Annotated in this window: 12 protein-coding genes and 1 tRNA gene; 3 read left to right on the top strand and 10 right to left on the bottom strand. The window is 72.9% G+C overall.

Features of this window, described 5'->3' with window-relative positions:
- The first annotated feature begins 144 nt into the window (after positions 1–144).
- Positions 145–3,486 (top strand): S41 family peptidase, encoded by a 3,342-nt coding sequence (locus ACF073_RS16940; RefSeq protein ID WP_392070615.1) that lies wholly within the window; start codon positions 145–147, stop codon positions 3,484–3,486.
- 124 nt (positions 3,487–3,610) lie between these two features.
- Here the strand turns inward: ACF073_RS16940 and ACF073_RS16935 are convergent, their stop codons facing one another.
- From ACF073_RS16935 to ACF073_RS16920, 4 genes are all read right to left on the bottom strand, one after another.
- Positions 3,611–3,871: a hypothetical protein gene (locus ACF073_RS16935; RefSeq protein ID WP_392070613.1), complete on the bottom strand. Its 261-nt coding sequence runs from the start codon at positions 3,869–3,871 to the stop codon at positions 3,611–3,613.
- 88 nt (positions 3,872–3,959) lie between these two features.
- Positions 3,960–4,844: an SDR family oxidoreductase gene (locus tag ACF073_RS16930; protein ID WP_392070611.1), complete on the bottom strand. Its 885-nt coding sequence runs from the start codon at positions 4,842–4,844 to the stop codon at positions 3,960–3,962.
- A complete protein-coding gene (locus ACF073_RS16925) occupies positions 4,841–5,848 on the bottom strand; it encodes an alpha/beta fold hydrolase (protein WP_392070609.1) in 1,008 nt (335 codons plus the stop codon). Before ACF073_RS16925 ends, ACF073_RS16930 begins: the two co-directional genes overlap by 4 nt.
- Positions 5,845–7,389: a flavin-containing monooxygenase gene (locus tag ACF073_RS16920; RefSeq protein ID WP_392070607.1), complete on the bottom strand. Its 1,545-nt coding sequence runs from the start codon at positions 7,387–7,389 to the stop codon at positions 5,845–5,847. Before ACF073_RS16920 ends, ACF073_RS16925 begins: the two co-directional genes overlap by 4 nt.
- 232 nt (positions 7,390–7,621) lie before the next feature.
- Between ACF073_RS16920 and ACF073_RS16915 the strand changes: the two genes are divergently transcribed.
- Positions 7,622–8,242, top strand: a complete 621-nt coding sequence (locus tag ACF073_RS16915; protein WP_392070978.1) for a MerR family transcriptional regulator — start codon at positions 7,622–7,624, stop codon at positions 8,240–8,242.
- A 27-nt stretch (positions 8,243–8,269) separates the two neighbouring features.
- Here the strand turns inward: ACF073_RS16915 and ACF073_RS16910 are convergent, their stop codons facing one another.
- On the bottom strand, positions 8,270–9,073 hold the full coding sequence (locus ACF073_RS16910) for an exodeoxyribonuclease III (RefSeq protein WP_392070605.1): 804 nt from the start codon (positions 9,071–9,073) through the stop codon (positions 8,270–8,272).
- 80 nt (positions 9,074–9,153) lie between these two features.
- Here ACF073_RS16910 and ACF073_RS16905 point away from each other — a divergent pair, with 80 nt between their 5' ends.
- Positions 9,154–9,630 (top strand): GNAT family N-acetyltransferase, encoded by a 477-nt coding sequence (locus ACF073_RS16905; protein ID WP_392070603.1) that lies wholly within the window; start codon positions 9,154–9,156, stop codon positions 9,628–9,630.
- Between the two features lie 204 nt (positions 9,631–9,834).
- On the opposite strand, the gene ACF073_RS16900 is transcribed toward ACF073_RS16905, so the two are convergent.
- From ACF073_RS16900 to moaC, 5 genes are all read right to left on the bottom strand, one after another.
- Positions 9,835–9,908: transfer RNA gene (locus ACF073_RS16900), tRNA-Ala, on the bottom strand.
- A gap of 196 nt (positions 9,909–10,104) precedes the next feature.
- Positions 10,105–11,310, bottom strand: coding sequence for a gephyrin-like molybdotransferase receptor GlpR (gene glpR / locus ACF073_RS16895; protein ID WP_392070601.1), 1,206 nt, complete (start codon positions 11,308–11,310; stop codon positions 10,105–10,107).
- A gap of 178 nt (positions 11,311–11,488) precedes the next feature.
- Positions 11,489–12,184, bottom strand: a complete 696-nt coding sequence (locus ACF073_RS16890; RefSeq protein WP_392070600.1) for a GNAT family N-acetyltransferase — start codon at positions 12,182–12,184, stop codon at positions 11,489–11,491.
- A gap of 20 nt (positions 12,185–12,204) precedes the next feature.
- On the bottom strand, positions 12,205–12,741 hold the full coding sequence (locus ACF073_RS16885) for a molybdenum cofactor biosynthesis protein B (protein ID WP_392070598.1): 537 nt from the start codon (positions 12,739–12,741) through the stop codon (positions 12,205–12,207).
- Complete coding sequence (gene moaC, locus ACF073_RS16880) at positions 12,738–13,217, bottom strand: cyclic pyranopterin monophosphate synthase MoaC (protein ID WP_392070597.1); 480 nt, start codon at positions 13,215–13,217, stop codon at positions 12,738–12,740. Before moaC ends, ACF073_RS16885 begins: the two co-directional genes overlap by 4 nt.
- Positions 13,218–13,275: the final 58 nt, after the last annotated feature.

The following is a 13,275-nucleotide window of genomic DNA, read 5'->3' as shown; positions in this document are numbered from 1 at the left end:
CCTTCCCGCTCCGGATTCTTCTTCGTACTCCCCTGAAGATACCCCCACCCTGTGCGAAACGAAACCGTTTCGTACGTGTGTTGGGTCACGAAGGTGAAAGCCCCATAAGTTGCTGGCACCGTTTGAGCGGAAAAGCATGGGGAGGTGAGCTATCTGCGTCTTCCTCACCTCAGCGACGATCTGCTGTGCTTCGTGGCCGAGGACGATCTCTGGCTGTCCCCTCTGGACACCCCTGGCCGCGCCTGGCGGCTCACGGCGGACCGCACGAAGGAGGGGCACCCGCGCTTCTCGCCCGACGGCCGCCGGATCGCGTTCACGAGCTGGCGCAGCCTCGTCCCCGAGATCTATCTCGTCGACGTCGACGGCGGCCCCGCCCGCCAGCTGACGTACTGGGGCAGCACCGACACCCAGGTCTGCGGCTGGACCCCGGACGGCGACATCCTCGCGGTGGCCTCGCACAGCCAGCCCTTCTCCTACTTCACCTGGGCCTACAAGGTGCCCACCGACGGCGACCCGGGCGGCCGGCTGCCCTGGGGCCCGGTCACCGACATCCAGGTCGCCGACCTCGACGGGGAGCGCAAGACCCTGCTCCTCACCGGCACCCCGCCGCACGAACCGGCCTCCTGGAAGCGCTACCGGGGCGGCGCCATGGGCCGTCTGTGGCTGCACGGGCAGCGCCTGCTCCCGGACATCGACGGCCACCTGGCCTGCCCCATGTTCGTCGCCGGCCGCATCGCCTTCCTCTCCGACCACGAGGGCGTCGGCAACCTCTACTCCTGCGCCTACGACGGCACCGACCTGCGCCGCCACACCGACCACGACGCCTTCTACGCCCGGCACGCCTCCAGCGACGGCAGCAGGGTCGTCTACCAGTGCGCGGGCGACCTGTGGCTGGTGGACGACTTCTCCCCGCGCGGCGAACCGCGCCGGCTGGAGATCCGGCTCGGCGGCCCGTGCACCGGACGCCGCCCCTACCAGGTGCCGGCCGCGCAGAACGTCGACGGCATCTCCGTGGACGAGACCGGCCGGGCCAGCGCGGTCGTCGTCCGCGGCAGCCTGTACTGGCTCACCCACCGCGACGGCCCCGCCCGTACGATCACCGACACGCCGGGAGTCCGGGTGCGGCTGCCGGAGATGCTGGGCTCCACCGGCCAGGTCGCCTACGTCACCGACGCCGGGGGCGCCGACGCCGTCGAGATCGCCCAGCTCCCCCGGGCCAGCGGCGACCGCGCCCCCTTCCGGCTGGCCTCCGGTGAGCTGGGGCGGGTCCTGGAGCTGGCCTGCGACCCGTCCGGCGAACGCCTCGCCGTCGCCTCGCACGACGGGCGGCTGCTGCTGATCGACGTGCCGGAGGAGGGGGCGGCGGCGGCCGGGGACACGGGGAACGCCGGGGACACCGGCGCCGGCGCCGGTGACGACGCCGCCGCCGCCGAGGAGCCCGCCGTCGTCGACGCGCCCGGCACGGTGACCGAGCTGATCCGGTCCGTCAACGGCCCCGTCCGCGACCTCGCCTTCTCCCCCGACGGCTCCTGGCTCACCTGGTCGCACCCCGGCATCGGCCGCTCCCTGCGCCAGATCAAGCTGGCCCGTATCCAGGACCGGCTGATCGTGGACGTGACGAACGGCCGCTTCGAGGACGAGAACCCGGTCTTCACCCGCGACGGCCGCTATCTCGCCTTCCTCTCCTGGCGCGGCTTCGACCCGGTCTACGACGTGCACACCGGCGACCTGTCCTTCCCGCTCGGCTGCCGCCCGTACCTCGTCCCGCTCTCCTCGGCGACCCCCTCCCCCTTCGCCCTCAGCCCGGAGGGCCGCCCGGCCGCCGGCGGGCTCGATCCGCTGGAGGACGAGGACAGCGGCGAGGCCGGCACGGTGATGGTCGAGGTGGAGGGGCTGGCCAGCCGGGTCACACCGTTCCCGGTCATCGCCTCCAAGTACTCCGCGCTGCACCCGGTCGCGGGCGGCGGCCTGGTCTGGATGCGCTGGCCGATCTCCGGCGCGCTCGGCGAGACCTTCGTCAACCCGGCCGACGTCAGCGGCCGGCCGACACTGGAGTACTTCAACATCACCAAGGCGAAGAAGTCCGAGCTGGTCGACCACCTGGACTGGTTCGCGGTGAGCGGCGACGGCACCCGGCTCGTCGTCGTGGACGAGGGCGACCTGCGGGCGGTGCCGTCGACCGAGCCCGGCGACGGCGACACCACCGTCTGGATCGATCTGCGCCGCATCCTGCACGAGGTCGACCCGCCCGCCGAGTGGCGCCAGGCGTTCGACGAGGCGGGCCGCCTGATCCGCGCCTACTTCTGGGACCCGGGCATGTGCGGCAGCGACTGGGACGCGGTGCTCGACCAGTACCGCCCGCTGGTCGAACGGGTCGCGTCCCCCGACGACTTCGCCGACCTGCTCCGCGAGGTCCTCGGCGAACTCGGCACCTCCCACGCCTATGTCACCGCCGCCCGCCGCAACGAGGGCCCGCCCCACTACCAGCGCCGCCAGGGCCTCCTCGGCGCCAACCTGGTCCGCCGCGACGGCCACTGGGTGGTCAAGCGCATCCTGCCCGGCGACTCCTCCGACTCCAAGGCACGCTCGCCGCTGGCCGGCACGGGCATCCGCGAGGGCGCCGTCCTCACCCATGTCGACGGCCGCCCGGTCGACCCGGTCACCGGCCCCTATCCGCTGCTCGCCGGCTCGGGCGGGACGACCGTGGAGCTGACGTTCACCCCGGCGGAGGGCTCCGCAGCGCGCCCCCGCCGGGTCGCCGTCGTCCCGCTCTTCGACGAACGGCCGCTGCGCTACCAGGACTGGGTGGCCAAACGCCGCGAGGTCGTACGGGAGTTGAGCGGCGGCAAGTGCGGCTATCTGCACATCCCCGACATGGGCGGCTCCGGCTGGGCCCAGTTCAACCGCGACCTGCGCATGGAGGTGTCCCGGCCCGCGCTGATCGTGGACGTGCGCGGCAACGCGGGCGGCCACATCAGCGAACTCGTCATCGAGAAGCTGACCCGTACCATCCTGGGCTGGGACCTGACCCGGGACGCGCAACCGGTGTCGTACACCTCCAACGCCCCCCGGGGGCCGGTGGTGGCGCTGGCCGACGAGGCGACCTCGTCGGACGGCGACATGATCACCGCCGCGTTCAAGCTGCTGAACCTCGGGCCGGTCGTCGGCTCGCGCACCTGGGGCGGCGTGGTCGGCATGACCGGCAGGCACCGCCTGGGCGACGGCACGGTCATCACCGTCCCGATGAACGCGGCCTGGTTCGACGCCTACGGCTGGTCCGTCGAGAACCACGGCGTCGCCCCCGACCTGGAGATCCTGCGCACCCCCCTGGACTGGGCGGAGGGCCGCCACGCGCAGATGGACGACGCGATCCAGCTGGCCCTCGACCTGCTGCGGTCCACACCCGCCGCGACCCCGCCGGACTACAGCGAGGTGCCCAACCGGGCACGGCCCAAGCTCCCCCCGAGGGCGACGGGCGAGACGTGACACACCCCGGCCCGCCGGCGGGCCGGGCGTCGGGCCGGGGTGCCGCTCCGGGGACGCGACGCGGGGCGCCCTTCGCGAAGAAGGACGCCCCGACATCGATCCGGCCGCCGGCCGAACGCAGCGGCTACGCGTCGTAGTCGCGGTCGAACCGGTCTTCCACCTGCTGCTTCGAGTCCTCGATGTCGCGGTGGTTCTGGCCGCCGCGCTCGGACTGCGGCCGGCCCTGCCCGCCCTGCCCGCCCTGACGGCTCTGCTGGCCCTGGTGGCCCTCGTGGCCCTGCCCCTGCTGGCCCTGCTGGCCGCGCTGGCCGGCCTTCTCGCGGGCCTGGCCCATCTTCTCCTTGGCCTGGTCCTGCATCTGGTTCGCCTTGTCCTTCATACCCATGTGGGTTCACTCCCGTAGTGGAGGTGGGGGTCGGCCCTCGGTGGGGCCTCGACCAGATTCACACGGGCGAACACGGGCTGCATGTCGATCAGTTACGGTGCGTAGCGCGCGCGGTCTCGTCGGCCTCCCCGCCCGCACCGACGAGCCCGGAGCGCATGCCCTGCAACCGGGGCGCGAACCGCCGCATCTCGCGCTGCCCGACCGTGCCGATGAGCGCCGGCAGATATCCGCGCACCCCCTGCATGCCGCGCAGCCACCACTGCCCGTACACGTGCGGCGAGCGCCGCTCGATCCCGGCCACGATCCGGTCCACCGCGGGCCCCAGCGGATACGTCTTGTTCGACGGCCACGGCAGCCGCTGCCGCAACTCCCGCATGACGTCGTCCTGGTCGGCGCCGCGCACCATGTCCGTGTCGGTCCAGGACAGATACCCGACGCCGACACCCACACCCTGGTAGCCGACCTCGGCACGCAGGCTGTGCGCGTACGCCTCCACGCCCGACTTGGACGCGCAGTACGCCGTCATCATCGGCGCCGGCGTCATCGCGGCGAGCGAGGCGATCTGCAGCAGATATCCGCGGCTCTCGACCAGCACCGGCAGGAACGCGCGCGCCGTCACCGCCGAACCGATCAGGTTCACCTCGATCACGCGCCGCCACGCCAGCGGATCGGAGTCGGCGAACGGACCGCCCGTCGCCACACCGGCGTTGGCGACCACGATATCGACCTTCCCGAACCGCTCCTTCACCTCCCGCGCGACCCGGCTCATCGCCTCGTGGTCGGTGACATCGGCGTACCAGTGGGCGCTGTCGCTGTGCAGCCTTCCGGAGACCTCCTTGAGCGCCTCCTCCTCCAGGCCGACCAGCGCGACCTTCGCCCCGCGCGCGGACAGCTTGCGCGCCAGCAGCTCACCGACGCCGCGCGCCGCCCCCGTGACGACCGCGACCTGTCCTTCGAGGCTGACCCTGCTCATGCGCCCTCCTTGATCTGCGCCGGGGTGGACCCGTCCGCGTGCGCGTCCCCGGGCCCCGCGCCCGTGACGTATGTGGTGACGAGTTCCCGGATCCGGCCGGTCACCAGCTCGGGAGCCTCGATCGGGGTCATGTGGCCGATGCCGGGCAGCTCGGTGAGCCCGACGCACCGCGGCAACGCGTCGGCCAGCGCCCGGGCGTGCACCGGGGGCGTGAGCCGGTCGGACGCGCCCTGCACCACCGCGGTGGGCGCGTACAACTCCCGTACGCCGTGGTCGAGATCGAGCGCCGCGAGCACCGCGCTCCACGCGTGCCGTACGGCGCGCGGACAGGCGTGCACGATCCGCGCGCACGCCTCCACCCGGTGCGGGGCGGAACCGGCGCCCATGGTGGCGTACTTGAGGACGCTCCGCGCGACCGGCGTGACCGGCCCGAGGGGCGCGCGCGATCCGAGGACGCGCCCGGTGATCCAGGTGCGCACGCGCCCGGCCCGCAGCGGCACCACGCGCGCCTCCGCGACCAGCCGCGAACTGCCCGTGCTGCACAGCAGGACGGCGCCGGCGTGCTCCCGGAACCGGGGGCGCCCGGCCGCGGCCATGATCGTCATACCGCCCATGGAGTGGCCGGCGATCAGCGCCCTCTCCTCGCGCGCGAGCGTCGCCGCGAGCACCGCCTCCAGGTCGTCCGCCAGTGCGCCGGGCGTGCACGCGGGGCTGGCGGGGCTGCGCCCGTGCCCCCTCTGGTCGTAGGCGATCACCCGGTGATCGGCCGCCAGGTCCCGTATCTGGGCCGCCCAGAAGGCCGTCGAGCAGGTCCAGCCGTGGGAGAGGACGACCGGGGGCGCGTCCTCGGGGCCGTGCACCTCGACATGCAGCCGCGCGCCGTCGGCGGAGGCGACGGTGAGCGTGCGGGCGGGGACGGGCGGGGCGTACGGGCCCGAGGTGACGGCGCCGCGCGGGCCGGAGGCGACGGCGGCGCCGCGCGGGCCGGAGGTACGAGGGCTCACGCGCTCGCCCCGCTCCGCCGTCCGGCCGCGGCGGACTCGCCCGTGCCGCCCGGCACGGCCCGCTCCACCACCGGCCTGCGGACGACCTCGTACTCCGCCAGGTCCACCCGCCGGGTCGCGCGCCGGAACTCGGTCGTCGTACCGGGCCAGACGGTGGTGTTGCGGCCGTTCGCGTCCAGGTACCAGCTGGTGCAGCCGCCGGTGCTCCACACGGTCCGCCGCATACGCTCCTGGACCTGCTCGTTCCAGTCCTCCACGGCGCTGGGCCGGGGATCCAGGGCGGTGCGCCCGCCCAGGACGTCGAGCTGGCGCAGATAGTCGGCCATGTAGTTCAGCTGGGACTCGATCATGAGGATCATGGAAGAGTTCCCGAGGCCGGTGTTGGGCCCGATGATCGTCATCCAGTTCGGGAACCCCGCCGCCGTCGCGCCGCGCAGCCCCCGCATGCCGTCCTTCCAGGACTCGGCGAGCGTGCTGCCGTCCGCGCCGATCACGCGCTCGGCGATGGGCATGTCCGTGACGTGGAAGCCCGTACCGAAGATGATCGCGTCGACCTCGGCCTCGGTGCCGTCGGCCGCGACGACCGTCGAGCCGCGGATCTCGCGGAGCCCGCTGGCGACGACGTCCACATTGGGCCGGGCCAGCGCCGGGTAGTACGTGCTGGACAGCAGGATCCGCTTGCAGCCGATGCGGTAGTCCGGGGTCAGCTTGGCGCGCAGGGCGGGGTCCTTGACGGCGCGGGCCATGTTGCGCCGGGCGAGCTGCTCGACCAGGCCCAGTTCGTCCGGGTGCTTGGTGAACGCCTGCACCTGCAGCTCCCGGATGCCCCACAGCAGTCCGCGCCGGGCCTGGGCGGTGACCGGCAGCCTCCGGTGCAGCCACCGCTCGGCGCCGCTGATGGCGCGGTCGACGCGGGGCATCACCCACGGCGGGGTGCGCTGGAAGAGGGTGAGCCGGCCGACCTGCGGCTGGATGGCCGGCACGATCTGGATCGCTGAGGCGCCGGTGCCGACCATGGCGACCCGCTTGCCGCGCAGATCGTAGTCGTGGTCCCAGCGGGCGGAGTGGAACACCTTGCCCGGGAACGAGTCGAGCCCCGGGATCTCGGGGACCTTCGGGTCGGACAGCGGGCCGGTGGCGGAGACGACGACGTCCGCGGAGAGCGAGCCACGCGTGGTCTCGATGTTCCACCGCAGGTTCTCGTTGTCCCAGGTCATCAGCTTGACCTCGGAGTCGAGGCGGAGATGCGGGCGCAGGCCGAAGAGGTCGGTGACGTGCTCCAGGTAGGCGCGGATGTGGCGCTGCCCGGAGAAGGTGCGCGGCCAGTCGGGGTTGGGGGCGAAGGAGAAGGAGTAGAGGTGGGAGGGCACGTCGCAGGCGCACCCCGGGTAACTGTTGTCCCGCCACGTACCCCCGACGCTGTCGGCCCGCTCCAGGACGACGAAGTCGGTGATCCCTTCGCGGCGCAGCCGCACGGCGGCACCGAGGCCGCCGAACCCGGACCCGATCACCGCCACCCGTACATGCTCGTGCTCGGCCATCCCGAAGCCTCCACGCCTCACCTAGGAACTCTGCCAGTGAACACTGGCGCAATGGGACTGTAGAACAGCTCCGTACCGAGCGGTAGGGGGCGCGGGAAGGAAAGTTACCGGCGGTACGCCTTAGGCTGCGGGCGTGGCAGAGGACGCAGAACACCCGGAGGCACGCCCGGAGCCGGCCGACCCGCGCACGCGCCCGGGACCGGCGCGTCCCGGGACCCCGCGCGAGTACCGCATGGAGGAGCTGGCCCGGCTGGCCGGCATCACCGTGCGCACCCTGCGCTTCTACCGCGAGCGCAAGCTGCTCCCGCCACCCCGCCGCGAGGGCCGTATCGCCTGGTACGACGACCACCACCTGGCCCGGCTGCGCACCATCGCGGCCCTGCTGGAGCGCGGCCACACCCTGAACGGCATCGCGGAACTCGCCGAGGCGTTCGACCACGGCCGGGACGTCGCCGACCTGCTGGGCGTCGGCACCCCGACCGAGGAGGAGCCGGTCCGCCTCACCCCCGAGGAACTCGCCGCCCGCTTCGAGGGCGAGGTCACGCCGGAGAACCTCGCCGCCGCCATGGAACTGGGCTACCTCGGCACCGACGGCGACGAGATCGTCCACATCAGCCGGCGCCTGCTGGACGTCTCCTCCGAACTGGTCCGCGAGGGCATCCCGCTCGGCGCCGTCATGGCGGCCGGCGCCCGCGTCCGCGAGCACGCCGAGGCCCTCGCCGACCTCTTCGCCGACCTGGTCCTGCACCACGGCCCCGAGGACGACCTGCGACGCCTGCGCCCGCTGGCCCGCAGCGTCGTGGAAGCGGAACTCTCCCTGGCCCTCGACCGCCGGCTCAGCAAGCCGGAGTGAGGCAGGGGGGCGGGACGCCCGGTCGGCTCAGACGTCGTAGACGACGGTCACCGGGGCGTGGTCCGACCACCGCTCGGCGTGCGTGGCCGCGCGCTCCACGAACCCCTTGACCGCCTTGCCGGCGAGCCCGGACGTGGCCACGTGGTAGTCGATGCGCCATCCTGAATCGTTATCGAAGGCCCGTCCGCGGTACGACCACCAGGTGTAGGGGCCTTCGACGTCCGGGTGCAGGGCGCGGACGACGTCGACGTACCCGCCGTCGCCGGCGGCGAGGACCTGGCCGAGCCAGTCCCGTTCCTCGGGCAGGAAGCCGGAGTTCTTGCTGTTGCCGCGCCAGTTCTTGAGGTCGGCCTGCTGGTGGGCGATGTTCCAGTCGCCGCAGACCAGGACCTCGCGCCCGTCGGCGGCGGCCCGCTCGCGCAGCTCCTTCAGATGGACGAGGAACGCGTCCATGAAGCGGATCTTCTCGTCCTGCCGCTCGGTGCCGACCTCGCCGGAGGGCAGATAGAGGGAGGCGACGACGACGCCGGGCAGCTCGGCCTCGACATAGCGCCCGCTGCCGTCGAACTCGGCCGAGCCGAAGCCGACCCGGACCCGGTCGGGCTCGCGCCGCGTATAGAGGGAGACGCCCGCGCGGCCCTTGGCGGCGGCCGGGGCGTGCACGACGTGCCAGCCGTCGGGCTGCCGGACCTGCTCGGGCAGCTGGTGCGGCTCGGCGCGCACCTCCTGGAGGCAGACGACATCCGCGTCCGTCCCGGCGAGCCACTCCACGAAGCCCTTCTTCGCGGCGGCCCGCAGCCCGTTAACGTTCACCGAGGTCACAGTCAGCACCAGGGCACGATACCGGCACACTGGTCGGGGTCCGCAAAATCCGGGACCTCCGCCGATTGCATAGAAGTACGATACTCAGCATGAATATACGCCGTGTTCGTTTCGATCATCCTCACGCCGTGCAGCTCAACGACGAGGTCCAGGCCGAGTACCACCTGCGCTACGGCGACGGCGGCGACGCCACCGCGCTGGACGCCGCCGACTTCGAGCCGCCCCGGGGCGTGTACCTGATCGCGTACGACGAGCACGACCGCCCGGTGGCCACCGGCGGCTGGCGCCGCCAGGACAGCAACGGCGAGGGCAACGAGGACGGCGACGCCGAGCTCAAGCGCATGTACGTCGTCGACGCGATGCGCGGCCGGGGCCTGGCGCGGCTCATGCTCGCGGCCCTGGAGGAGGACGCCCGCACGGCCGGCCGGGTCCGCATGGTCCTGGAGACGGGCACCAAGCAGCCGGAGGCCATCGCCCTGTACACCTCCAGCGGCTACGCGCCGTGCACGAAGTTCGGCTACTACCGCGAGTACGAGGAGAGCCGCTGCTTCGCCAAGCCGCTCTAAGCCGGAGCCCGGCGAGGACGGCGGTCCGGGCCCTCACCGACGGCGCCGGCGGGGGCCGTCGCTCCGCATGGCGCACGCGATGTGATCCCTGTCACCATCCGGCGAGCGACCGCGCCCCGATGCGGCGGGGCGCTCGCGCCGCTCCTCCCGGAAATGACGAAGATCCCGTCCGATCGTGATGATCGGCGGGATCTTCGTTGTGCGTGGACCTGAGGGGATTTGAACCCCTGGCCCCCTCGATGCGAACGAGGTGCGCTACCGGACTGCGCCACAGGCCCTTGCAACGAGTGAAACTTTAGCATCCCGATCGGGGTGCTTGGAAATCCGCTCCGTGACTGGTCAGGACGGGGGTTGTCGAGCAGGTCCGGGGCGGGGGGTGCCGGAGGTGGCGGCGGGTGCCGGCGGGTCCGTGCCGAAAAGCGGCTCCCCGGCGGCGCCTTGTCGGGCGCGCGCCGGGGAGCCTGCGATCCGGTGCTACTCGTTGGCCGCGCGCGGACGCTCGCCCTCTTCGTACTGATCGAAGAGGGGCGTGCGTCCCCGCTCGCGTGCCCGGCGCGCGGAAGCCGCGCGGCGTGCGTCGCTGCGGCCGTCCGCCGGCTTGTCCTCGGACGCCGGTACGGGCTCGCCCGCCTCGCCTTCCGGCGCGTGCCCCGCCTCCTGCTCCGGCACGACCGCGCTGGAGCGCGCCGAGCTCCAGGTGTCCGGTGCCCCGAGATCCACATCGGAGGTGGCGCGCGGAGCGACGGGCGCGGTCACGTAGGTCGGCAACGGCACCGGGACCGGATCCCAGCTGTCCCCGTGCCCGGGCCGCCGCTGCCGCTCCCGCTGCTGGTCGACCCACTCGGCGTGGTCGGTCTGCTCGACGAGCGCACGCCGGTCGGCGGCGAGCGCGGAGAGGCCGGTCTCGGAGTCCACGCCCCGTCCCTCGTCCGCCTCGTCCGCGGCGAGGCCCTCGTCGAGGGGGGCACGCCGGCGCGGCTGGCGTTCGCGCAGACGCTGGGCGGCGACCTCGGCCCGCCGGCGGTCCATCTGGTAGGCGAAGCGCCGCCGCTCCTGCGTACGCAGGTAGGCGATGTATCCGCTGAGCATCGCGGCCGGCACGCCGGGCACCCAGAGGAAGGCCAGCCCGCCGACGGCGGCGACGATCGCGCCGAGCGTGAAGCCGAGGAAGAGCATCACGGTGGTACGCCGACGGCGCGCGAGCACCTTCGAGCGTCGGGCGCGCGCCGCGGCGGCCTGGGCCGAGGGATCGCGCCGCGCGCTCGGTTCACGCCGCTGGGCGGGCGCGGGGCCGGACGCGTGCACGGGTTCGGGGCCGGACGCGGGGGCCGGCGGGGCGCCCTCGTCACGTGCTGGTTCCGCGGTACGAGGTGTCTCGGGTTCGGCCTCCGCGGTGACCTGACGGCGGGTCGGAGGCATGGCGAAGGCCCGGACGTCCACCGAGTCGGTGACGGCGTCCGGATCACTGCCCGGCTCCCCCTCCTGGGCGGAGCGTGCCCGCAGGTCCCTGGCGTATCGGCGCTCCATGCCCGCCCGTCCGGAAAGCAGCCGGATGGCGGTGCTGAAGCGTTCCGTCGGACGGGCCTCGTTCAGCTCGTCCTGCCTACGGAGCCACATCGGCACCAAGTAGGCGGCCCAGGCCCCGACAATGACTGCGTAGATGAGGCCGCTGCTGCTCACGTCTCACACGGTAGAGGGGTTTGCACGAGGCCATCCGCCAATTGGGCCGGTGTGTCGCACGATCTGGCTGATATTTCCAGCATTTTTTGCGACCGATGCGATCGCGGGAGCACTCCGGTCGCGAATTTCAGTGCCCGGAGACGGTCAGCGGCCGATCAATTTCGAACATGTATTCAATTCAGGGACGCTCGGCGGGATTCCCCGGCGCGTTCCGCGGATTCCGCCCCGCCTCCGGTGCCCCCGACGCGCCCCCGGGGCCGGCCGGCCGCTCGGCGCGCTGGTCCCCCCGGGGATGTGCCCGCCGCCACCGCGCGAGCAGCCCGTCGGGCACCTCTTCCGCCGTGAGCGCGTAGACGAGGTGGTCCCGCCAGGCGCCGTCGATGTGCAGATAACGCGGCCGGAGCCCCTCCTCGCGGAATCCGAGTTTCTCCACGACCCGGCGGCTGGGCCGGTTCTCGGGGCGAATGCAGACCTCGATGCGGTGCAGGCCGACGGTGCGGAAACAGTGGTCCACCACGAGCGCGACGGCCGTCGGCATCACGCCGCGTCCGGCCACGGACTCGTCCACCCAGTAGCCGACATGTCCCGAGCACATCGATCCCCAGGTGATCCCGGCGACCGTCAACTGCCCGACCAGCCGTCCCTGGTACTCGATGACGAAGGGCAGCATCCGGCCCGCGCCCGCCTCGGACCGCAGATGCCGGACCATCTGCCGGTAGGTCGGCCGGTGCGCGATCGGGCCGCTCGGCGTGGGCGGCGGGATCGTCGCCTCCCAGGGGCGCAGCCAGTCGCGGTTGCGCCGGTTCACCTCGCGCCAGGCCCGCTGGTCGCGCAGCTTTATCGGCCGGAGGACGACATCGCCGTCCGCCAGCACGACGGGCCAGGAAGGGCTGTTCAGCTCGCACCCCCACTGCCGGGTCTGGGGTGGTCACCGCCGCGGATCTGGTCGACGGCGTGGATCAGCAGGGGCTCCAGCACGGCGAGGCCGTCCCGCACCCCGCCGGTCGACCCGGGCAGGTTCACGATCAGCGTGCCCCCGCCCACCCCCGCGAGGCCCCGGGACAGCGCGGCGGTCGGCACCTTCTCCCGCCCGTACGCCCGGATCGCCTCGGCGATGCCCGGCACCTCGTGGTCGATCACCGCGCGGGTCGCCTCGGGGGTGCGGTCCGTGGGCGAGACACCGGTGCCGCCGGTGGTCACGACGACGTCGTACGCCGCCTCCACCGCCGTCCGCAGCGCCGCCTCCACCGGGTCACCGTCCGGCACCACCCACGGCCCGTCCACGGCGAACCCGAGGCCCTCCAGGCCCTTGACGATCAGCGGGCCGCCCCTGTCCTCGTAGACACCGGCGGCGGCCCGGTTGGAGGCGGTGACGACCAGCGCGGCGTACGGCGCCGTCAGAGCGCCCCCGAGGATGCCGTCCGACGTCATGACCGACTCCAGTCGCCCGACTTGCCGCCCGTCTTCTCCTCCACCCGTACGTCCGTGATGACCGCTCCCTTGTCGACCGCCTTGACCATGTCGATCACGGTGAGCGCGGCGACCGTCACCGCGGTGAGGGCCTCCATCTCGACGCCCGTGCGGTCCGTCGTCTTCACGGTGGCCAGGATCTCCACGGCGTCGTCCGCTACCGACAGATCCAGTTTCACACCGGACACCGACAACGGGTGGCACAGCGGGATCAGATCCGGGGTGCGTTTGGCGCCCATGATCCCGGCGATGCGCGCGGTGGCCAGGGCGTCGCCCTTGGGCACCCCCTCACCGCGCAGCAGCTCGACCACGCGGGGTGACACGAGGACCCGGCCGCTGGCACGGGCGGTGCGCGCGGTCGCGTCCTTTCCGGATACGTCGACCATGCGGGCCGCGCCCGCCTCGTCGATGTGGGTCAGCCGTTCCTGCGTACTCATGGTGTGTGGCGCTCCCGGTCCGGGCCCGGCGCGGTGCGGAGTGCGGGCCTGCTGTGCG

Source organism: Streptomyces sp. NPDC015171 (assembly GCF_043079545.1).
GTDB lineage: Bacteria > Actinomycetota > Actinomycetes > Streptomycetales > Streptomycetaceae > Streptomyces.
Note: the sequence above shows the minus strand (reverse complement) of the source record. Positions and strands in the feature narration are given on the sequence as shown.